The 22,128-nt window shown below is 42.6% G+C and carries 16 protein-coding genes; all 16 read right to left on the bottom strand.

The window, feature by feature from the left end; genetic code table 11:
* Positions 1-134: 134 nt before the first annotated feature.
* Entirely contained in the window at positions 135-1,052 is a 918-nt protein-coding gene (locus UFB30_RS04275; protein ID WP_322420436.1) for a hypothetical protein, read from the bottom strand.
* 281 nt (positions 1,053-1,333) lie between these two features.
* On the bottom strand, positions 1,334-1,909 hold the full coding sequence (locus UFB30_RS04270; protein ID WP_322420435.1) for a hypothetical protein: 576 nt from the start codon (positions 1,907-1,909) through the stop codon (positions 1,334-1,336).
* Between the two features lie 55 nt (positions 1,910-1,964).
* The gene (locus UFB30_RS04265; protein ID WP_322420434.1) at positions 1,965-2,981 is read right to left on the bottom strand and encodes a C40 family peptidase; all 1,017 of its coding nucleotides are present in this window, start codon (positions 2,979-2,981) and stop codon (positions 1,965-1,967) included.
* A gap of 302 nt (positions 2,982-3,283) precedes the next feature.
* Positions 3,284-4,240 (bottom strand): mannose-6-phosphate isomerase, class I, encoded by a 957-nt coding sequence (manA, locus tag UFB30_RS04260; protein WP_322420433.1) that lies wholly within the window; start codon positions 4,238-4,240, stop codon positions 3,284-3,286.
* Positions 4,237-5,163, bottom strand: a complete 927-nt coding sequence (locus UFB30_RS04255) for an ROK family protein (RefSeq protein WP_322420432.1) — start codon at positions 5,161-5,163, stop codon at positions 4,237-4,239. The genes manA and UFB30_RS04255 overlap by 4 nt, the downstream gene beginning before the upstream one ends.
* Before the next feature lie 121 nt (positions 5,164-5,284).
* Positions 5,285-6,736, bottom strand: a complete 1,452-nt coding sequence (locus UFB30_RS04250) for an ABC transporter substrate-binding protein (RefSeq protein ID WP_322420431.1) — start codon at positions 6,734-6,736, stop codon at positions 5,285-5,287.
* A 28-nt stretch (positions 6,737-6,764) separates the two neighbouring features.
* Positions 6,765-7,619: a carbohydrate ABC transporter permease gene (locus tag UFB30_RS04245; protein ID WP_322420540.1), complete on the bottom strand. Its 855-nt coding sequence runs from the start codon at positions 7,617-7,619 to the stop codon at positions 6,765-6,767.
* 136 nt (positions 7,620-7,755) lie between these two features.
* Positions 7,756-8,694, bottom strand: coding sequence for an ABC transporter permease (locus UFB30_RS04240; protein WP_322420430.1), 939 nt, complete (start codon positions 8,692-8,694; stop codon positions 7,756-7,758).
* Positions 8,695-8,856: 162 nt separating this feature from the next.
* The gene (locus UFB30_RS04235; RefSeq protein WP_322420429.1) at positions 8,857-10,338 is read right to left on the bottom strand and encodes a response regulator transcription factor; all 1,482 of its coding nucleotides are present in this window, start codon (positions 10,336-10,338) and stop codon (positions 8,857-8,859) included.
* Positions 10,331-12,094, bottom strand: coding sequence for a sensor histidine kinase (locus tag UFB30_RS04230; RefSeq protein WP_322420428.1), 1,764 nt, complete (start codon positions 12,092-12,094; stop codon positions 10,331-10,333). Before UFB30_RS04230 ends, UFB30_RS04235 begins: the two co-directional genes overlap by 8 nt.
* A gap of 97 nt (positions 12,095-12,191) precedes the next feature.
* Entirely contained in the window at positions 12,192-15,227 is a 3,036-nt protein-coding gene (locus UFB30_RS04225) for an alpha-mannosidase (RefSeq protein ID WP_322420427.1), read from the bottom strand.
* A 2-nt stretch (positions 15,228-15,229) separates the two neighbouring features.
* On the bottom strand, positions 15,230-16,537 hold the full coding sequence (locus UFB30_RS04220; RefSeq protein WP_322420426.1) for a glycoside hydrolase family 125 protein: 1,308 nt from the start codon (positions 16,535-16,537) through the stop codon (positions 15,230-15,232).
* Positions 16,527-19,205 (bottom strand): alpha-mannosidase, encoded by a 2,679-nt coding sequence (locus tag UFB30_RS04215; RefSeq protein ID WP_322420425.1) that lies wholly within the window; start codon positions 19,203-19,205, stop codon positions 16,527-16,529. The genes UFB30_RS04220 and UFB30_RS04215 overlap by 11 nt, the downstream gene beginning before the upstream one ends.
* Positions 19,202-19,828, bottom strand: a complete 627-nt coding sequence (locus tag UFB30_RS04210; protein WP_322420424.1) for a YesL family protein — start codon at positions 19,826-19,828, stop codon at positions 19,202-19,204. Before UFB30_RS04210 ends, UFB30_RS04215 begins: the two co-directional genes overlap by 4 nt.
* A complete protein-coding gene (locus UFB30_RS04205; RefSeq protein WP_322420423.1) occupies positions 19,813-20,682 on the bottom strand; it encodes an ROK family protein in 870 nt (289 codons plus the stop codon). Before UFB30_RS04205 ends, UFB30_RS04210 begins: the two co-directional genes overlap by 16 nt.
* The gene (locus tag UFB30_RS04200; RefSeq protein WP_322420422.1) at positions 20,660-22,057 is read right to left on the bottom strand and encodes a glycoside hydrolase family 1 protein; all 1,398 of its coding nucleotides are present in this window, start codon (positions 22,055-22,057) and stop codon (positions 20,660-20,662) included. The genes UFB30_RS04205 and UFB30_RS04200 overlap by 23 nt, the downstream gene beginning before the upstream one ends.
* Between the last annotated feature and the right edge of the window lie 71 nt (positions 22,058-22,128).

Genomic DNA, 22,128 nt, shown 5'->3' with positions numbered 1-22,128 from the left:
TCTTTATTAACACGACTTTATTTCCTTTATTAAAGTGCCTTTTAACCAGACGATCCATACTAAGCAATCATTTCAACCTGCCAGGGTTTAAGGTAATAATAATAAAGCAAATAAAGAATGCACCATATACAGTGTTATTCTTCAATCGATTGCTTCAGATTGTCGTAATAAACCTCAGCCTGTAAAAAACCATCCTCTGTCAGTTCATAATGAACCTGATTGCGCACTTTCAGCTTTCTGGTTAAAGGTCTTGTGCGGCTTAATCCAAGATGAACTGAGCGTTTCAGCCCTTCATAATTGAAAATTTTAACAATAGAAACGTAGATCATATTTGGACGCAGAGGTTCATCAATCCCCTTACTCTTCATTAAAAACATCAACATGAGAATTCTTTCTGTCATATCAGTACTTGACCTTAACACTGCGTATTCTTCATCAGTCAATTGATTGAGGAAATCCTCAATTGCATCTTTTTGATAGTTATTTTCATAGATCGCTTCACCAATATCCGGCTTTTCTTTATTGATCTGTTTTTCAATAAATTGTTTGCCATCTTCAGTGATCATGTATGTTTTAACGTTATCAACTTTTCCAATTTCTTTTAAATAGCCCTTTTTCACACACTGGTTGATACCAAGGTGGATATTTTGTGGAGTTGTGATGTTCGCCTCTCTGTACAAGCTTCTGAGATTTTTGGCAGATAAGATATTTTCTTTCAGCACTTCAGTTAAAAAATACCCCATTCCAAGCGCATATACCCATTCGATTCTTGCACCAAGCTGTCCGACAAATTCAACCAGAACTTTTTTATCTACAGATCGTTCCCATCCACCACCACTGACAGCATCAATTGTTACAGGGATCAGCTCTTTAAGATATTCCGGGGAATCTGCTTTTATAGTGAGTTCCACCGGTAAAGGCGCTTTTTCATGATTAGCTTCTTTCGCATGGCTCATGGCTAATGACATATGCTGAGCAACCACTTTCTGATTTCCTTTAATTTGATATTCATAGTCATTAAATTTTACGCTGAGCTCCCACCTGTCCGGCATAAAAGTAACCCCTTCCACTGGCATGTAAATTATATAGTTAATTAGTATTAATTAATTTTAGTATATATTTTCCTTCATTGCAAGAACATTGCGCTAATATCAGTCTATTCATAGAATTTAATTTTTATACATAGTCTAATAGTTTTGCGTTATTAGCATATTCCGTACAAAAAATAAGAATAATGATTTGCGAAAAAATATATAATTAACTTCAAAGGATTTCCTTCTGATACAATAAAAAAAGCCCCTCTAAAGGAGCCTGATGAAAAATTGAATCCATATTAAAAAAACATAACCTCATCTGTCTTTCTTTTACACTCTTCTTCAATTCTCCTGACAATCCACCGCTTTGGCAGATCTTCTGAGACCGAATAATGATGACGCTGGTAAAACGGCAGCAGCTTTTTCAGCCATTCATACATCAGAAGATTTTCACGAAAAGACTGCTCCAAACCTTGCAGGCCCTCGTCCGTTGATAAATAATGCTCATGAAACCGGTCATAATGACGGCTAACCGCCTCATCTAATTGACCTGAAATTCTTTGCTTTACACGCCCCAGATCAACTTCATTAACAAAACCTCTGAAGATCTCCGCTAAAAACCTCTTTAACTCTTTAATAAACTCTATGTAATAGACATTTCTTTTTAATAATTCGTATTTATAATCATTAATATCAGGATATAAATAGCGGAGCTTCTGAATTTTTTCTTCTATTAAATATTTTAAATCCAATGACTGAATATGCTCCAGTGCCTGATCAACATCCCCGGCAATTTTCTTACCCAGAATCTCTTTTTCATGCTCTAAAGGATGCTTAGAAATTTCACCATTTTGCTTTCTTTTAAAAAATGACAAAACGACCACTCCTTTTAACTACAAAAAAAGCTGCCGAAGCAGCTTTTTTCAATCATTAAAAACTTCTATAGCTATCGAATTTAGAGCTCCAGTAAGGGTTGCTTAAGCTAGTCACTTCAACACCATTGTTTCCGGCGTGAACAAACTGATTACCGCCTACATAAATCCCAACATGCGAGATTCCAGCTTTATAAGTATTCTTGAAGAATACTAGATCGCCAGGCTGCGGGCTGCTAACGTGTGATGAACGAGAGTAATAGCCTGCTGCACTTGTTCTTGAAGTATCAAATACATAGCTGATAAATCCACTGCAATCAAACCCTGAAGTAGACGTTCCGCCCCAAACATACGGCGTTCCGATTTGTGCTTTAGCCTTTTGAATAATCGCACTTGCACCGGAAACTGCAGAAGTCTGCTTTTGAGAAGTTTGAGCAGGTCCTGATGAAACATTCGTAGCAGTTCCTGTTACTTTAAGTGTTTGACCAGGATAAATCAAATATCCGCTTAATCCATTTAAATTCATCAATTCAGAAAGACTGATTCCGTGATTAACGGCAATCTTAGATAAATAGTCACCTGATTTAACTGTATAAGTTGATGTATTAGAAGAGCTTGATGAACCTGATGAACTACTAACATCACTACTGTTACTGCTAGTATGTACTGAACCTTCAAGCTTAAGTGACTGACCCGGATAAATAAGATGTGAAGTCAGGTTATTTAAAGATCTGATACTAGAAAGAGATGTATTTGTCTTCAAAGCAATTCCGTACAATGTATCTCCAGCCTTAACGACATAAGTTGATCCACTGACAGAAGTTGTGCTTCCAGTATTTGATGAAGAAACTGCTTCACCTGAAAGCTTTAAAAGCTGGTTTGGAAAAATGATATCTGAAGTTAAGTCATTTAATTGCTTAATCTGGTTAACAGAAGTCTGATTTTCCAAAGCGATTTTCCAAAGAGTATCACCACTGGAAACTTTATACGTGCTCGCAAATGCCTGAGATCCAAGTCCACTAATTGTCGCTGCAATCGCTGTAGTTGCTACAGCTGTACGTACCCACTTTTTCAATCTGTACACTCCCCTATTACAATTAACACGTTTATGTGTTTTTTATATGTTTCTCACAACAATCATATTAAACTACTTTTACACTTAACGGTCATTACAATAATATTAAAAAGTGTTACAAAGTATTACAGAAGGAGTTTAAAAAGGTACTTTTTGGGTAAATAATATGCTTTAGGTTTAAGAGGAGGCGCTGGTTGGCCCGGGGTAGAATGATGGGGCTGCGGGGTATTTGTGAAGGCAGGGACAGACCCTGTCTCCACTCACCACCGGCGATAGAGCGAAGGCAGGGTCTGTCCCTCCCTTCACTCTACCCCGCTCACAACAAACTCCACCTTCCCCAAAATTACCACTTCTTCACTATGTCTTGGCACTAGATAATGGTCACCCTTTTTCAGTTCTGTAATATTTCCCCCATCTGCTGACAGGACTTTCCCTTGTCCCTCTGTAACACTCAGGAGTTTAAATCGGTCTGGCGTTTTCAGGTTGACTTTTCCATCCACCTGATAAAGCCAGACACTAAATTCTTTAGTTGAGATCATCTGACTGATGATCGCTTCATCCGTTCGACGGGATTCCGGTTTTTTCTCTAAAAATTGATCGGGTGTATTTGTGACCCTGATGGCTTTTTCATGGTGCAGTTCACGTAGGTGTCCGTTTTGATCCCGGCGGTCAAAGTCATAGACCCGGTAAGTAGTGTCGCTTGACTGTTGTATTTCGAGCAGCAGGATTCCTGAGCCGATGGCATGAAGGGTCCCACTTTCAATAAAAATGAAATCGCCTTTTTTGACTTTTCGCTTTCTGAGCAGACTCTTCCAGTTTCCTTTTTGAATTTCTGTGGTTAATTCTTCTTTTGATTTTGCATTATGACCTATGATTAATTCAGCGCCTGGTTTTGCATCAAGTACGTACCAGCATTCAGTTTTTCCAAATGGCTCTCCTTCGAGCTCTTTTGCTTCATGGTTATCCGGATGCACTTGAACTGATAAGTCTGAGTCTGCGTCCAAAATTTTCACTAGCAGCGGAAAAGACTCATGCGGATACTCTCCAAATACTTCAAGCTTATTCTGTTCCCATAGTTCAGAAAGTGTCATACCTTTAAATGGACCGTTCTCTATAATACTCTCACCGTTCTTATGAGCTGAAATCCCCCAGCATTCTCCAACTGGTCCGGCAGGGATGTCATATTGAAAGACGGTTTCAAGCTTTCTGCCTCCCCAGATTTTGTTTTGAAAATGTGGCTTTAACTTATATATTGTCATGATTTCAGCCCCCTTACGATAGAGGGCTGTGATGGTTGCTGACTGGCGTATACTGCGGCGCCAAGTACACCTGCCTCATTTTTGTGATGGGCAGCTTTCAATTCTATCGTTCCCTGCAGGCTTCCATAAATTCTCTGATCTACTTTTTCCGACAATAACGGCAGCAGGTACTCTGAATCTGTCATGACGCCACCACCAAAAACAAAGACTGACGGGTTAATAGTGTGGACAATATTGGCAATAGCTGTGCTGAGATATTCCAGTGTGCTGTTGAGGATAATGGTTGCTTGCGGATCTCCTTTTTGTGCCCGATCGATTACTTCGAATGCTCCACCCTTAATCCCGTACTTTTCTTTTGCAATGCGTCCAATTGCCGTTCCGCTTGCATAACCCTCTAATGACCCGGGGTTAAGATTAGCATGCCTGTACCCTCCAGGAACGATAATCATATTTCCAATTTCACCAGTGCAGCCTTTCTCACCCTGAATCAGCTTCCCCTGATAGACATATCCGCTTCCTATTCCTGTACTGACAGTGGTAAACCAGACACTCTCATACCCTTCTCCTGCACCGGTGGCAGCTTCACTTAAAGCAGCTGCATTTGCATCATTCAATAAATACACTGGACAGCTCATATAACGTTCAATAGACTGTACAATTGGCTGATACCCCCACCCTTTAAGGTTAGGAGGATCCAGCAGTACTCCTGCTTTATGATCCAATGGTCCGGGTGCACACAGGCCGACTCTTTCAATGTGATAGTCCGCTTTTACCTGGTCAAGTAAATTGAAAATAACCTGAATTGTATGATCATAGCCTTTCTCCACTTCTGAGAGTGCTTCCTTCCATTCAACGATTTCCAGCAACTCATTGATGACGCCAATTCTGACATTTGTTCCGCCAAGATCGATTCCTGCGATCATATAAAACACCTCTTTTATAGTTCTTTTTGCCCATCATTTGCGTAAAGAAGGTCAAATAAAAAGAGGATGCCGAAATCATGATTGATTCCGGACTCCTCTATATCCTCTGGTATGTCAGGTTTTACTGTTCAGATTTCCATGCATCGTACTGCTTCTGGATTTCATCAATTACTTTCTGCATCCCTGCCTCTTCCAGCTTCTGATTAAATTGTGGAAGGTATTCCTTCGGGTCAACTGCTCCCTTTAACAATGCTGGAGAGAATTCACTTGTTACGTTCGAGATCGCAGCAATTTCGGTTCTTACAGGGTTTGAATCAAAGTAGAATCCAAGTGCCGGTGATGGGACTGATTTTTCGTTGAATTCTTCAAAAGCCTCCCATTTATCAGCCGGATCATCTTCATATAGTTTAAGAATGAACTGGTTACCAATCGCAAAGCTTGGCATATTAAAACTTTCAACACGCGCAGGCAGATCTGTAATCATTCCTTCTTCGTTTTCTTCATAATGTGTACCTTCGATTCCTTTATCAAGGAGGTTACGAAGATAAGGATCCGTGTTTAATAGATTTAAAAACTGCATTGCACGTTCAGGGTGCTTTGAAGTAGCAGAAATCGCCTGCATTGACCCTGTTACTGAGTTATTAAAAATATATGGTTCGTGAAGTGGTCGAACGGCAATTTCATAGCCTGCTGTTCTTGACCAGATCGATTCAGCATAAGGCTGATAGATTTCTTTTCTGACAAACCAGTTTGGTGTTTCAAGCGGCCATGAGTCAGTGCTCGTTGCAGCATCCTGTTTGATATAGCCTTTTTTGTAGTAGTCATGCATTGTAGTTAATGTCTCCATCGTGACATCTTCAGCATATTTATTAACGACTTCATCTGTATTTCCATCCAGACGGAAAGCAAAAGGCATTTCTTCGTTCAGGATTGAGTCAAATGGCAGATATGCATCAAAAGTTGCGATCGGTGATACACCTGACTCTTCATTCTTGATGACTTCAAGAAGCGGCTCAAGATCTGCAATAGAGTTTACTGAAGAAAGGTCCAGATCATGCTTGTCCGCAAGCTCTTTGTTAAATGAAAGGACAGCCTGCTGACCCAGCTCTTTATTTGTTGGAATCGCATATAGCTCTCCATCAATTTGAGCTCCTTCCAGAAATGCAGGATTGATGGCTTCTTTGAATTCCTGTCCGTGTTCTTCAATTAAGTCATTTAAAGGCATAAATGCCCCGCGGCGTGCATTTAATGCATAGTTATTTGCCCATGAGCTGGTAAAAGCAATGTCGTAATTTTCACCGGAAGTGGTGATCACCTGCATACGCTCATCGTACTCACCCCAGTCCAGCAGCTTCAGATCAATTGACGTATTGATCTCTTCTTTTGTATAGGCGTTTACTTCTTCCATCACCATTTCGAGATCCGGTTGAGGTGTGCCGATCAGATACCATGTTAATGTGACATGATCATCTGATGATTCACCTGAAGCTTCACTTCCGCTATCCGAGCTGCATGCAGCAAGAATCCCCATTACTAATGTTAGAATTAATCCCCAAATTCCAAGCTTTTTCATACTGTTTTCCCCCTGTTCGTGTAATTTCTCAGTCCTTCACACCGCCAATTGTTAGTCCCCTGATAAAGTATTTCTGGAAAAAAGGATAGGATAATGCAATCGGTAAAGTCGCGATGACCACCATGGCCATTCTTGCAGAATCCTGTGGAATCGAATTCAATATTGAGCTGTTTTGATTAGTCAGCATCGAATTTTGCTGAATGAAGTCCATATTACTTTCAATTCTCATTAATAGTGATTGCAAAGGTACAAGTGATGGATCGTCAATAAATAACAGCGCGTTGAACCAGTCATTCCAGTATGCAAGTGTGCTGAAGAGTGCGATCGTTGCAATCCCTGGAATCGATAAAGGCAGTACGATCGTCAAAAAGATTCTCCACTCACTCGCTCCATCAATTCTTGCTGATTCCAAAATGGCTTCAGGTACGGTTCTCATGAAGAAGGTTCTCATGATAATAATATAAAATGCATTGACTGCCATCGGGAGGATCAATGCCCAGATTGAGTTTTTCAAATCCAGAAATTGCGTCATAACGATATAGAATGGAACCATTCCTCCACTGAAAAGCATCGTGAAAAATGCAATAAACGTGAATTGTTTACGATAGATGAACTGTCTGCGTGAAATGGCATATGCATATAGTGCGATAATCGCTACACTGATGATTGTACCAAGGACAGTGACAGCAATTGTTACCCCGTACGCTTTTGCAATCTGAGCTCTCATCTGCCAGAGATAGGCATATGCTTCAAAGCTCCATTCCTCGGGTATGAGCTGGTAGCCATTTTCTGCGAGAGACGCTTCATTAGATAGCGAAATAATGATAACGTAGATAAATGGAAATACACATAAGAATGCAAATGTACCGAGGAGGATATGCATGAGTATGCTTGTTTTGCCTGAGAAGCCATATGGATTAAAGGGTTTTTTCTTTTTAACCGCTACAGCTTTTACTTTCTCACGTGGCTTCACAATCACTCTTGTTGGTGCCTGCATGATGTTTTCCTCCTTTCAATCATTAAAATAGTGCATTTTCTTCGTCGATCTTACGGACAATGTAGTTGGTCAGCAAAATCAGGATAAATCCAACAGTTGCCTGATAGAGTCCTGCTGCTGTACTCATTCCGATATCACCCATCGTCATTAATCCTCTGTATACGTATGTATCGATGACGTTAGTAACAGAATAGAGTGGTCCGGAGTCACGCGGGATCTGATAAAAAAGGCCAAAATCTGCACTGAAGATACTTCCGATATTTAATATTGTCAGAATCACGATCAGGGGCATAATCATCGGGATTGTGACATGTTTGATCTGCTGCCACTTATTCGCTCCATCAATCATTGCAGCCTCATAATAGGTTCTTTCAATTCCTACAATCGCTGCCAGGTAAACGATGCTGCTGAAGCCGACCCCTTTCCACTGGCTGATCCCCATAATAAAGTACGGCCAGTAACCGGGTTCGTTATACCAGGAGACCGGATCTGCACCGAAAAACTCTAATACTGAGTTAAACAGGCCACGGTCTGTACTCAGGAATGCAAAGACAAAGTAACTGACAACAACCCAGGATAAAAAGTGTGGAAACAGCATACCTGTCTGATAGATTTTTGCCAGGCGCTGCTTTGTAATTTCACTTAAAATAATCGCCACTGCGACTGCTAGAATTAACCCGATTACAATAAATCCAATATTGTATAAAAGTGTATTGCGGGTAATAATGTAAGCATCATTTGTACTGAACAGGAACTGAAAATTCTCAAATCCCACCCACTCACTGTGAAAGACGCTTGCAAAAAACCCATCCGGATGAAAACGAAAATCCTTAAATGCAATAATTTGACCGAACATTGGAATGTACTTCAGAACAATTAACCAGATCAATCCTGGCAACACCATTAAGAGCCAAACTCTATTGTCATATAAATTCTTACCGAACTTCCTGATCCGCTTCATCATTTTCCTCCTTTCCTTTTATTTGTTAAGACCTGAATGTTTCTAATTAAAGTATATGAAAACCCTTACATATCAGAAAGTTGAGTTTTTATAGTTTTACTGTTCAAAATAAAGAGGTTGATAGAAGTACATAAAAAAGAGACGGTTTGCCCCGCCTCTTTTTTATGTCTGCCTCTTTCTCCACTCTGAAGGTGTCACCCCTTCATATTTTTTAAACTGTTTGTAAAAGTAAGTTGCATCTGTGTACCCTACCTTTTTACCGATCATTCCCGCTTTTTCGCTTGAATTAAGCAGTAAAGCCTTAGCTTTTGATATCCTGATTTGATTTAAGTACTTCGTGAAGACGGCGCCGACCTCTTTTTGAAAAAGCTGGCCGAGGTATATTGGATTGATATGGAATTGATGGCCAAGCGTTTTAAGCGACATGTCCTCATGATAGCTTTCGTGAATGTAATGAAGAACGCGCTGAATGACAATACTCTTTTTTTCCTGATCCGGGTTTTCCGGATGGACCATATCAATAATGTCTTTTAAAAGCTGATTTGCTTCATTGATATGTTCAAAAAACATGATTCTATGAATCAATTGAACATAATCACGATAATCCATAGAAATCATAAATTTGTTCTTCACACTGAAGAATAGCTCCAGCAGAAAGCCTTTCGTTACCGGCAGCAAGTGTCCCTGGTTCGTCTCAGCAAGCTTTTGGCCCAGCAGTCTGGTCACTTCATCAGCTTTCCTGTCAGCAAGCATTTCAAGCCATTCCGGTCTGATATTAAATTGCGGGTCATGTGATGATACTGTTGAAATCACAGTTAAAGTTTCCGGCTCCCGGTGTGAGGGGGTGAGCATGGTTAACTCACTGGTCATTTCCATTTCTCTGAAAACCTCTTGAAATTCGCTTCTTGCTGTAAGCAACCGGCTGAAAACCAGCACATATTCCGTTTTCGCAAGAAGGTCTTCCACAATTGATGTAAACTCATCAGTCAGATCATTTTCCCTGATCAGTAAAAGCAAATCTGCTGATGGTGTAACGACAGCAGTAGCGTTAGTCCGGGATTCTATCTTATGCTGCAGCTGATATAGATACCCTTCCTCACGATCTGAAAAGTCCATTTTCAAAAGCCCCGCAACAGCAGGCAATGTAACAAGTTCAGAAGAATAAAGCGTCAGTCGTTCATCGAATTCCTCCTGCTTCATCTTTCCGGTTAACCATCTGATGATTGCGTGATCACGCAGTGTTAAGCGAGACTCTTCTTCAAGCATTGAACGCTCAAGTTTTTCTCTGACAATTTTTAATGAAGCAATCAGCTCATCGTCATCTACCGGTTTTGTGAGGTAGTTTTCAATACCAAGCATGAGGCCTTCTTTGATGAGATCGAATTCCTGAAAGCCGGACAACACAATAGATTTTGCAGGATAATGCTGCTGGTTCAGTTCCTTTAATAAAGAAAGCCCATTCATTTCAGGCATTTTAATGTCAGTGATAATCAGATCAATCGGGAGCGTACTGGCAAGAGCAAGCCCCTCCTGACCATCTTTAGCAGTTGCAGCAATCCTGAAACCAAGCTCATTCCAGTCAATAATATGCTGAAGCCCTTCTAATATAAGCGGCTCATCATCTACAAGCATGACATTAAACATCACTGTTCCCTCCTGTCAATATCGGCAGGGTAACGTGGATGACCGTTTTAACACCCTGCTCACTGTTCACTTCCACACCGTATGTTTTTCCGAATTTAAGCTGAATTCTTTCATGAACATTGCCGAGACCAATAGAATCAGACGAGCTTTTTTGATCCTTCAGCCGCTCATGAATTTCCCGGAGTTTCTCAGCACTGATTCCTTTTCCATTATCACAAATCATGATACGCAGATACTGCTCCTCACTTTTTATATCAACACTCAGCCGGTTATCTGTCTTCCCGGGGTCAAACCCGTGAATTAAATAATTTTCTATCAAAGGCTGCAGGATAAATGGCGGCATTTTTTTCTCTGAAAGTCCTGCTTCAATTGTAAAATCAGCATGCAGGAGATTTTCAAAACGGGCTTTAAACAAATTAATATATTCCCGTGCATGGTTACATTCATTTTCCACAGAAACCAGCTCTTCAGATTTCAGCGAATACCTGAAAAGCTTTGCCAGCTGAACAATCATTTTAGAGGAGGTTCTGGCACCCTCTTTTAAGGATTTCATTCTGATCGCTTCCAGGGTGTTATATAAAAAGTGCGGATTAATCTGTGCCTGAAGATTCGCCAGTTCGGCCTCTTTTTGTTTTAGTCGCGAGAAATAAACCTTATGAATGTAATCGTTTAATTCATCCAGCGTTTCATTAAATGTATCCGAGATCACTGACAGATCATCCTGATGTCTGGTTTTCTCAATTCTTGCATCCAGCTGACCGCTTTGCACCTCTCTCATTTTTGAAAGAATCAGATCCACCCTGTGCGAATAGCTTCTGAGAGTCCAGTAAGGCAGACCGATTGCAAGAAAAGTTAATAGAGAAATGATCAGCAAAATTGTTGTCCGGTAAGTGAATAACTGTGCCATCCCCGCTTCCGGTACGAGCGAGGCAACCATCAGTCCTGATACCGGATCAATTGAAGACTGCAGATAATATGTATCATCCGGTCTGATTTGAGTTTCAACAGCCTGAAATCCAACCTCCTCAATTAAAATCTCTGTATCCTGACCGTTTTGATAAAAGATGTCTTTGTTTTCGTTCATAATGACGTAGCTGCTGCTGACAGCGCTGTCCTGCAGTGAAAGCAGACGATCAAGGTTGTCATAGCTGAAATAGACAAGCATTTCACCCAGGCGATCCATTGATACCGGATCATTAATCTGTTCACTGATCACCAGCATGTCCCCCGGTGGCGGTTCATCAGCATATTCTTTGATCGGTCTTTCCTGCTGATCCTCCATTTCAAGATTCCATTTCGTATGGTCATATAAATATACGTATTCCGTTCCAAGGTTCTCATTTCTGATTTGTACAGCGATCGCTTCTTCATCTCTTGAGAAATAGTTTTCGACAAAAATATCGAAATGATAAGGGACAAAGGAGTCACTTTCACTAAACCGGTCAAGGCGGTATCTGAGATATTCTTCATAGGAATGCTGAAGCGCAAATGCAACATCCTCAATCAGCCGCTCTTCCTGATAAAGCTGTCTGACTCCCTGTCTGACAAAGTCGTGTTTTTCCTGGATCTCATCCTTTAAATCATCAACAATATCACTCTGCCGGTCTACTTCCCTCTGAATAATAAAATCTGCATAGTACTCTGATAGAAATAGAAAAAGTGCTGCCATCGCCAGAAATATCACAACGGAGTAGGTAATAAATACGCGGTGAAACATTCGTTTATTAATCTGCCTGATTTTATAAAGCGCTTTCATATTAAGCCTCCCGGCGGCATCTTTTTATATAGGGTAAGGAACCTGACGAGTCAATTTCTCCCCGTCAGGTTCCTTTATTACTGCTTCTATTATGTCCTCAGGCGAATTCAATTTCAATCGAATTTATTTCATACGGATTAAAGGTCAGCAGTATGTCACCAGTCTCATTCCAGTCACTGACAGGCTCTTCAAGCAGGTTAACAAAACGCCATTTGATCACTTTGTATCCTGATTCAACTGCGGTTTTAACCCGCGATCCTTCCATTTCATGAAACCTGACAATTACTGACTGGCGTTCCTCTGCTTTTTTGATCGCATCAACTAATACTGATGCTGCCCCTGAACGGATCAGGAACCCGTGTTCATTTACAGACGTATTTTCCAGCACTTCAGGAGGATCATTCAATACAAGTGCCTCTTCCTCAATCTGGTGTTTATCATTTGACCCTTTAAATGGAAATAGCGCATAGGTGAAATGATGGATGCCAAGATCTGCTTCAGGATCAGGGTACACCGGCCCTTTTAATAATGATAAAGAGATCAGATTATCCTTAATTCCGTATCCATACTTACTGTCGTTGAGTACACCAATCCCATAATTCACTTCAGATAGTGCAGCCCATTTATGTCCGACAGATTCAAATCGTGCCATCTCCCAGGATGTATTCCAATGGGTGGGCCGCTTCACGTTACCGAATTGAATATCATATATCGCTTCAGTGGAACGGATCTGCAGCGGAAACTCAGCCTTCAGCAGCTGCTGTCTCGCGCGCCAATCAACCTTTGTTTCAAAATCAATGCGCTTTGTATGGGTGTAGAGCACCATTGTCTGCTCAATATCTGCATGATCATGCTGCCATTTAAACATGATATCGATTTTAAACGGACTGCTTTCATTTACTGTACAGGATATCAGTCGATCAATTTCTTCAGACTTTTCGATATAGTAAAGGTCAATATCCCAGGCATCATGTGCCATCGGACGATCTTCATAGAGCCTCAAAACATTTCCAGTCCCGTCGAGCATTTCACGCAATTCATCAAGGTCAATGATCGATATGAGCTGACCTTTTTCATTCCATTTAATATGATAAAACGGTGTCTGAACAAAACGCTCCCCGATTCTTGTTACAAAATGATTGGAATTAACAGGGGTTACCGGTGTCAGCGCTGTGATACCTGCTCCAGCTGATGGTTCAATCAGAGACAGCTCTCCCTTGTGGTGAACTAACACAGGTTTAGACAGCTCTCTTTTATGAAGCACTGCAGCTGAGCCTGATTCACCTGCTAGTAAAGAGGTCAGCAGCCTTTTTTTAACCATATGGAAAAGCTCCCATGCGGCCGCATAGTCCCGGTGTGCATCCTCGTACACCTCATGAATGGAGGATCCCGGAATAATATCGTGGAACTGATTCAGCAGAATATACTTCCATCCTTTTTCAATTTCAGCCGCCGGATACGTCTCAAATCCATGGTCAAGCGCATGCATAACTGCCAGCATTTCAAGCTCTCTATATGCAAATTCAAGCTTCCTGTTTTCCTGCTTCATTCTTGCCTGGCTTGTATAGGTGCCTCTGTGATATTCGAGGTAGAGCTCCCCGTCCCAGGTATGTACATAGCCATCAGCCTGATCGATTGTGTGATGAAGGTCCGTAAAATAGTCAGCTGCTTTACCGGATTTTACTTCAGGCATAGCCGGGATTCCGTCAAGATGCCGTTTCATCTCAATCATATCGCGGTTCACTCCGCCTCCGCCGTCTCCATATCCATACGCCAGTAAAAGCTCCTGATTAATTTCTTTATCACGGTACTGCTTCCAGATACCTGTCACAGTTTCACCTGAGATCAGCCCATTATAAGTATAAAACCATGAATCTTCAGGTCTTCCTGGTTCAGGCGTTGTAATAAAATGGGTCAGGATTTCAGATCCGTCTATTCCACGCCATCTGAAGGTGTCATGCGGCATCCTGTTATATTGATTCCAGCTGATCTTTGTTGTCATAAACGTATCGATTCCGGATTTCTTCAGAATCTGCGGCAGCGACCAGCTGTAACCGAAAACATCCGGCAGCCATAAGGATCTCGTGACGATACCAAATTCTTTTTCAAAGAACCGTTTACCATAAAGTAACTGCCTGACAAACGATTCACCCGATGGAATGTTGCAGTCTGCCTCTACCCACATTGATCCTTCTACTTCCCACTGGCCCTCTTTGATTTTCCTGCGGATTTCTTCAAACAGTTCCGGATCCTCCTGTCTGATCCACTCATACAGCTGAGGCTGACTTTGCAGATACGTATAATCAGGGTAAAGCTCCATCAGCCTGAGCACTGTACGGAATGTGCGGACTGCCTTTTCCTTTGTATGCTTTGTTCTCCAGAGCCACGCCAGGTCAATATGGGAATGACCGACTGCGCGAATACTGATCTCAGATGGCAGGTGAATGTCACTGATGGCTTCTGAAAGTTCGCTCAGAGCAACACTGACTGATTCGTAAAACCTTTCTTCACCTGCTGCCTGCCAGTTAATTTTCCTGCTGCTTCGATTTAAAGCAGATAGAAGCTTTGAACGAATCACCTGATGTTCATCAAGCTGTTTAACTGATTCAAGAATGGCACGTACCATGTAATAAAGCTGATCAGTGTTTTCATCCAGCCAGCCAACCCAGGCTTCCTTTAACTGATAGGTCTGAACAGATGGCTGGCCGCCACCTTCAAGCCCTGACCAGAGCTGGAGTGTGAATTGATGCTGACCGGATACACTGTCCGGGAGCAGTACTTCCCGGTGGTTTGAATCAACGCCCTGAAAAGCCTGTCCATTCAAAAAGAATAGTGATTCAAAGCCGGAATTATTTCCGCCACCGGTTCTGCCCAGATCAAAAAAAGCAACAGTGCGTTTTGTCTTCCAGTCATCAGGAATTGTCACTTCTGTATTGAGCCAGAGATAATGATCTCTGCCTGACCAATGATCTCCCACTTTCAGACTTCCATGATCAAAGACTGATGGAAAAGTATTTTCAGCTCCGCTATCCGGCGTATATGAAGAAAATAAAGAGATATTCATACGCTCTCTATATCTCAGTCTCTCCAGCTCATGCATTCTGTTTTCAAGCTTTTCAACAGTAAAAAACATCCTTATTCCCCTTTCACAGCAAGAGGATTGCCCGGCACATACATTCCGGCAGTGCTCAGTACAAATTCGCTGAACATTGAATTCGCCCATGCAAACCACTCTCTTGTAAATCGCTCGGGACTGTCTGCATGAAACCCTTCATGCATATATCCGGTGCCTCCATGTGTCTGTTTAAAATACTGTAAAATAACATTCTTTTCAGCCTGATCCGCAGCGGTCATCCCCTGCATCGCCAGTGCAATGTGCCAGATATAATGATCCGGTGTGTGGGGACTTCCGATTCCTGAGGCCTGATCACCTTCATAGTAATATGGATTATCCCTGCTTAAAATAAATGCTCTGGTATTTAAATAAACCGGATCGTCGTGACTTGTGTAACCAAGGTATGGTGCTGAAAGAAGGCTCGGTACATTGGCATCATCCATCAGATTAAAAGATCCTGCTCCATCTGTTTCATAGGCATATATTTTTCCGTAAACAGGGTGATTGAACGTACCGTGCGTTTCAATTCCCGAGCGTATGGCAGCTGCCAGATGCTGTGCTTCTTCAGCCAGCTGCATTTCATTCATCTCGTTCAGCATTTCCGCGGCATACCCAAGCACGGATACAGCGAACATATTAGCGGGTATCAGATAACCGTAATGGCAGGCATCATCACTTGGTCTGAAGCCTGACCACGTCATGCCGGTTTTCACTGAATATCCCCCTTTCCCGTCCCTCAGGAGCGTGTCTGATACTCTGCACTCATCACGCTCAAATAAATAGGGAGAGCTGTTTTCGTGATCCTGTTCAGTTTTCCACACTTCTATAATCGCTTGAATGACTTTGACAAGCTGATGATTCAATATTGACTGATCGCCCGTTGCTTTCCAGTACATCCAGGTGAGCTGGAGGGGAAAGCACAGTGAGTCAATTTCATATTTCCGCTCCCAGATCCACGGTGACATATCAGTCCGATCTGACTGGTGACCTTTCCCGGAAGCTGTTCTGTTAAAAGCATTGGCATAAGGATCCTGAAGAATATACATCCATTGTCTTTCAATCACCTGACGGATGACATCCGCCACTTCCTGATCTTCAGCTGCTGCGATCAGATAGGGCCTGATCTGCGCAGATGAATCCCTCAGCCACATTGCGGGTATATCTCCGGTGATGACAAAGACACCGTCGTCATCAACCTGAAGCGTTGTATTCCATGTATTTAAAAAACATTTCTCGAACATTTCCTGTAATGCCTGATCTTCCGGATATACTTTCTTAACTTTTTCTATGATGGTCTGCAATGATACAGGTACCGTTTTAGTATTCATTCCGCTTATCCCCCTCACTGACCAGCAGTGTCATAATTTCATATGGTTTGACCTCGATATTTACCCGTCCGCTGCCAAGTAATTCTGCTTTTTTTTCAAGAACTGTCGAATGATAAATCTCTTTTTCATCTAAAACATCAACCTCAAGCGTAACGATGTTGTCAGATGGATTGAACCACCTGATCACTGTTCCTTCTCCCTGCAGGCGGGGTTTAATGGACGTGAGAATCAATCCTTCTCCCTGCCATTCAAAAAGAGCTGACACCTTCGACTTGTTTCCGCTATGACAGCCTGCTACTGCTACTGCCGCCGGTATTGGAAAACGATAAGCCTCATCAAATGCCTTATGCGTTGAATCCGGGATCACCATATACTCAGCTGACTGTTCACCTGAGCTTTGTGCTTCAGGCGTTTCAAATACCCCCCAGTCACCAAGCTCTCCAACAGAACGGAGCAGCGTTAATTCAATCGTGTCCTGACCGGAGACCTCATACTCATGAAGACCCTTTCCTGCCACAGTCAACCCGTTCAGGCTGACAAAGCGCTGCATATGGTGATCGAATGCAGGATTCTTCCATTCCTTTTCAGGTACGTTAGGACGTTTACTCACTTCAAAAACACTGTCAGCTAAATGGAATTCCTCCTTTGAACCAGCCGGGAACAACACCCTTAGCCTGTGATCCTTTGCCTGGTTATCAACAACTGTGCTTACCATCAATCCTCTTGCGTGCTTTTCAAGTGTTAGCGTTGTTTTAATTTGTATATTGGTCATTTCATTGCTCCGACCGCTTTTTCTCTCAGGGTGCCACACCAGGTTCTGACGCTCCTCCTGAAGCTGGTCATCAGCATGCGCCGGAACCTTCATTGACTGAATGATTTCAATAGAAGCAATCAGTCCATTATTTTCAATGACGTTCATTTGTTCCATCTTTTCAGACCTGACTCTGAAGCCATCTCCTGTTTCCTTAAACATATACTCATTACCGATATCTCCCGTATCCTCATAGATACCAAGCCCGGGATAGCTCACACCTGTTTGTTGATTACTGATTGTGTAAGTTCCATTTTCATGCACCATTACTTTTACAAATTCATTTTCCATTTTGAGCTTATCCTGATCGAAAAGCATGCGCTGATCAGTTTGATTTACTTCAGGAATCAGATAGTAAACCTCATAACCAGCTGCAACCGCTGGAGCATATTCAAATGTAAGCTCTGCTTCAATGGCATAGTAAGGACGCCGGAAGCCATCATCCGGAAGATCGTATCCAAATACAATCCCATTATCCTTTGTAACTGTTGCAAATTTCTCCCCCTCGCCATTTTCCGCATAAAAAGTGCCCGCAGACTTTTTTTGAAGAAGAGCAGGAATTTCCTGAAACGGCTTCTCACTGAAATAAATCTTATGTAAGTGAATCACCTTCCTGATTACCTGTTTTTCCCTGGAGGCAGCTGTATTCATAATCAAAAGCGGGATCGCCCCGGGATGCTGATGAGTTGTATCAATCTTCTCAGCAATCGACTTAAGCTGCTCATCTATATATCGCTGAACACCGGTCTCCACCTTCATAAACCTTGTCTCCATTTCCTGATGCACATGATCAACACTGCATCCGCAAATACTATCATGAGGGTGATTCTCCATCAGAAGCTTCCAGTAGTATTCTGTAAAGTCACTGTGAAGCGCCTGATCCTCTGCAAAGCACCCGAGCGGTTCCATCACTTTTTCAAGCAGTGTCTGACAGCGGTCATTTGCCTGCTTCAGATAAATCCTTGCAGAAGCTGTATTCACTAACGTACTCCAGCCATCTGTTTTTTGATTTCGCAGCTCTCCCTTTACAACCTGAAGCTGATTCGGAAGGTCCTTTTTTACTTCTGCAATATAATCCTGGAAGCTTGAATGTCTGAATTCAATCTCCGGCCTCAGTTCATTTGCGATTTTAATTGCCTTCGTAATATCTTTTTGTACAGGCTGATGATCACACCCATTCATAAATAACAATTCAGAGGTTGAAGCAAAACGTTCAGCATCTCTAAGCTTCTGATCCCAAAACGCCTCAGCTGTACCGTCTGACGGAATTTCATTGCCATTCGAATACCAATTGGCAAATAAAATCCCAAGCACCTGTGAACCATCCGGCGCTTCCCATGTCATTTCAGAATACGGTGAGGAATAATCATCATGAAATACCTGATTATTAAATCCTGTTGGCGTCACACCACGTCCAAATGCAGCTGTATCAATACCAGCCTGCTTCAGAATCTGAGGCGCCTGACCATACACACCGAATGTATCCGGAAAATACCCGAGATTCCCGTCCTGACCATACTTCCTTGTCGTTTTCATTCCATAAAGCAGGTTTCTGATATTCGCTTCAGCACTTGTCAAAAAAGCATCCTGTAAAATGTACCAGGGACCAATCACAAGTCTGCCCTCATGGATATACTTTTCGACCTCTTCTTTTCTATCCGGTCTGACCTGCAGATAGTCATCAACCATAATCGTCTGCCCGTCCAGATGAAAGCTGTGATAATCAGGATCATCCTTAAGCATCGTTAACAGATCATCAAAAAGCTGAACCAGATAATAACGATGTTCTTCAAGTGACATATACCATTCCCTGTCCCAATGCGAGTGAGAAATGATATGCGCTGTTTTCTTTGTCATGTGACTGCCTCCATTTCAATCTTCAATTGTCTATACCGGTTCATCGAAACCTTCATAATCCAGTAAGCCGGCATCACACCTGCAGCGAACGGAATCAGACCCGGCATCTCTTTTAACAGATAGCCGATCAGCGTAAGCCCGATCACAATCAGGAGGTTTTGACGGAAGCTGATAAATGTAAGGATAAAAGGCTGAATTAAATAGGCTTTATACGTCTGCTCAAAATGTACATAGTAGGCGAAAAATGTTAACAGTGACAGGATAAATAACGCAGCAACCACAATCAGCAGGATTGTCAGAAAAAGTCCGACCGCACCTTTCATCTGCAGTGCCAGATAAAGATCCAGATAGATAAAACCGCCTACTGCCGCATAGACTGCTCCAAGCGCATTTGACTTCATAAAATTGTTTTTAAAACACCTGTGAAAAGATGTCCACACAGGCTCATCAATATCACCCTTCACCCAGCTGCGCGTGATCGAAAAAAGCGCAACCGTTGCAGGGAAAAAGCCTGTAATCACACCACCGAGTACGATATGGATCAGCCAAGTGAGATTTAATTGCATCATTCTGAAGATCCAAAGACTCGCCTCAGTAAAAAAACCGCCTATTCTTGTAAACATCCTGCTTCATCCTTCCACTGTTTTTTCCAAAGATGAACCGCACCTGTAAGCTGAGCGTGACTGCCAGCCTGACAAAGGCGGATCTCCGGCTTAACCGCCGCATAACTTTTTTGTCTGTAAAGCGCTTCAATTGCCTCATTGATGCCCTTTAAAAAAGCCGACTGCTGTGTAATCCCTCCACCGAGCAGTACCCTTTGCGGATCCAAAATGTATTGAATCGAAAAAATACCGGCAGCCAGTGTATGAAAAAAGTGCTCAAGCGCTGATGCAGCTTCAGGTGAATGCCCAGCACGTTTAAATACCTCTTCTCCATTTAAAAAGCCTGCCCGTTTAGTCAATGCAGACGAAGAGCCCGTTTCACTCCATGTATTGCCGTTTGCCATATCCAGCATCAAATAACCAAATTCACCCGCGTGAAGATGTGCACCACGGAGCAACTCGCCATGATGGACAATCCCGCCTCCGATGCCGGTACCAATCACAATACAGACAAAAGACGCTATTCCTTCAGCGGCGCCACATTCATATTCAGCTAGCGCCGCACAATTCCCGTCATTTTCAATACTGACCGGCACACCATAACGCCCTTCGCACAACACCTTTAAGTTCTCATGATATAAATATGGAACGGCACTATACCCGACATTCAGCCCTGAAGACTCAATACTTCCCGGAGAACTGATGGCAATCCCCTGAATATCGTTCGCATCGACTAACTGATCCATCACCAGCATAAAAGCATCAAGCGAAGTCGGTGTAGCAACTTTTTGAAAGTCATACAGTTGACCATCAGGACGCGTCACCGCAGACTTTACAAAGGATCCACCAATATCAACGGCGAGCACTAACGTCATTGTGCTTTCCTCCTGTCAGTACATTGCTTGCAGAGAGTGACTTAAACCACTCTGCACTCTCCTTTTTAATCCTGCGGCCGCTCTCCAGATCCAGATGAACCAGCCCATAACGGTTTTTATAAGCATTCAGCCAGGACCAATTATCAATAAACGTCCACACATGATAACCAAAACAATTAGACCCTTCCCCGATCCCTTTATGCAGCATCGCTAAATGATCCTCATAAAACCAGATTCTATACTGATCGTTTATGCGGTTCTTAGAATCAGGCTTCTCACCTTCCACACCCATGCCGTTTTCAGCGACATACCACGGAATATTGCAATATTCATCACGGATTCTAATCGAAATATCATACAAGCCCCGTTCATAAATCTCCCAGCCCCGATGAGGATTAATTCGGGCTCCCGGCCAGCTGTAGGGAAGAAAATATCGGTCAGTCAGCTTGTCTGCTGATGCATCCCCCTCCTGTACTCTGCGGGGCTGATAATAATTCACACCAAGGAAATCCACCTTCCCCTGACGAATCAATTCATCATCACCAGACTGAATATCAACGCTGATTTGCTCTTTTTTCAAAAGTTCCTTTAACTCTTGCGGAATGACACCTTTTACAGAAGGATCAAGAAAACTCCTGTTAAAAATTAAATCAGCATAAAAAGCCGCCTCTTGATCTTCCGGCGATTCAGTCCGCGGATAATTTGGCATCAGATTTAAAATCATGCCAATCTTTCCATGCGGTATTACCTTCCTGAACACCCTGACCGCCTCCGCATGGGCAATCATCGTATGATAACCTGCCTGACACGCACGCGCCGGCTCATACACAGCCGGCAAATGATAATGATTCAGATAACCCATCTCAACAGGCACAATCGGCTCATTAAACGTCGTCCAGTAATCTGCCAGATCCCCAAGCTGTTCAAATACAGTATTTGCATAAAAGGAGAAGGCCTCAACCGTCTTCCGGTTCTCCCAGCCACCCTGTTCATACAGATGGAGTGGAAGATCAAAATGGTAAAGATTCACCACCGGCTCAATGCCCTGCTGCTTCAACTCAAGCAGCATTTCCCTGTAAAACAACACAGCCTTCCTGCTCACATGCACCCCATCCGGAAGCAGCCTTGCCCATGAAATCGAAGTCCTGAAAGAATTCAATCCGCAATCCTTCATCAAAGCAACATCCTCTTTCATCCGGTAAAAAAACCCCTCCGCATCAACTGGTCCCCTATGATCAAAAAAACGATCCGCTTCCCTTTCGAACCAGGCATCCCAAACAGTCTGCGCCTTACCATCCTCTGCCAGCGCACCTTCACTCTGTGGCGCAGAAGACGCCGCCCCCCACCAAAAACCATCAGGAAAACGTCTCTCCATCCTGCTCAACTCCCAACATAAGAAATCGCTTTCAATTTACTTATTTTCATCTTAAAGACAGCAAAAAGGAC

The sequence above is a fragment of the Jeotgalibacillus haloalkalitolerans genome, from assembly GCF_034427455.1.
Classification (GTDB): domain Bacteria; phylum Bacillota; class Bacilli; order Bacillales; family Jeotgalibacillaceae; genus Jeotgalibacillus; species Jeotgalibacillus haloalkalitolerans.
The sequence above is the reverse complement of the archived record's forward strand: the minus strand, read 5'-3'. Positions and strand labels throughout refer to the sequence as shown.

What these genes read in the sequence shown, in the direction of transcription:
- UFB30_RS04275 (WP_322420436.1), bottom strand. Translation starts at nt 1,052, where the DNA reads ATGCCGGACAGGTGGGAGCTCAGCGTAAAATTTAATGACTATGAATAT.
- manA (WP_322420433.1), bottom strand. Translation starts at nt 4,240, where the DNA reads ATGACAATATATAAGTTAAAGCCACATTTTCAAAACAAAATCTGGGGA.
- UFB30_RS04255 (WP_322420432.1), bottom strand. Translation starts at nt 5,163, where the DNA reads ATGATCGCAGGAATCGATCTTGGCGGAACAAATGTCAGAATTGGCGTC.
- UFB30_RS04250 (WP_322420431.1), bottom strand. Translation starts at nt 6,736, where the DNA reads ATGAAAAAGCTTGGAATTTGGGGATTAATTCTAACATTAGTAATGGGG.
- UFB30_RS04245 (WP_322420540.1), bottom strand. Translation starts at nt 7,619, where the DNA reads ATGCATATCCTCCTCGGTACATTTGCATTCTTATGTGTATTTCCATTT.
- UFB30_RS04240 (WP_322420430.1), bottom strand. Translation starts at nt 8,694, where the DNA reads ATGAAGCGGATCAGGAAGTTCGGTAAGAATTTATATGACAATAGAGTT.
- UFB30_RS04235 (WP_322420429.1), bottom strand. Translation starts at nt 10,338, where the DNA reads ATGTTTAATGTCATGCTTGTAGATGATGAGCCGCTTATATTAGAAGGG.
- UFB30_RS04230 (WP_322420428.1), bottom strand. Translation starts at nt 12,094, where the DNA reads ATGAAAGCGCTTTATAAAATCAGGCAGATTAATAAACGAATGTTTCAC.
- UFB30_RS04225 (WP_322420427.1), bottom strand. Translation starts at nt 15,227, where the DNA reads ATGTTTTTTACTGTTGAAAAGCTTGAAAACAGAATGCATGAGCTGGAG.
- UFB30_RS04220 (WP_322420426.1), bottom strand. Translation starts at nt 16,537, where the DNA reads ATGAATACTAAAACGGTACCTGTATCATTGCAGACCATCATAGAAAAA.
- UFB30_RS04215 (WP_322420425.1), bottom strand. Translation starts at nt 19,205, where the DNA reads ATGACAAAGAAAACAGCGCATATCATTTCTCACTCGCATTGGGACAGG.
- UFB30_RS04210 (WP_322420424.1), bottom strand. Translation starts at nt 19,828, where the DNA reads ATGTTTACAAGAATAGGCGGTTTTTTTACTGAGGCGAGTCTTTGGATC.
- UFB30_RS04205 (WP_322420423.1), bottom strand. Translation starts at nt 20,682, where the DNA reads ATGACGTTAGTGCTCGCCGTTGATATTGGTGGATCCTTTGTAAAGTCT.
- UFB30_RS04200 (WP_322420422.1), bottom strand. Translation starts at nt 22,057, where the DNA reads ATGGAGAGACGTTTTCCTGATGGTTTTTGGTGGGGGGCGGCGTCTTCT.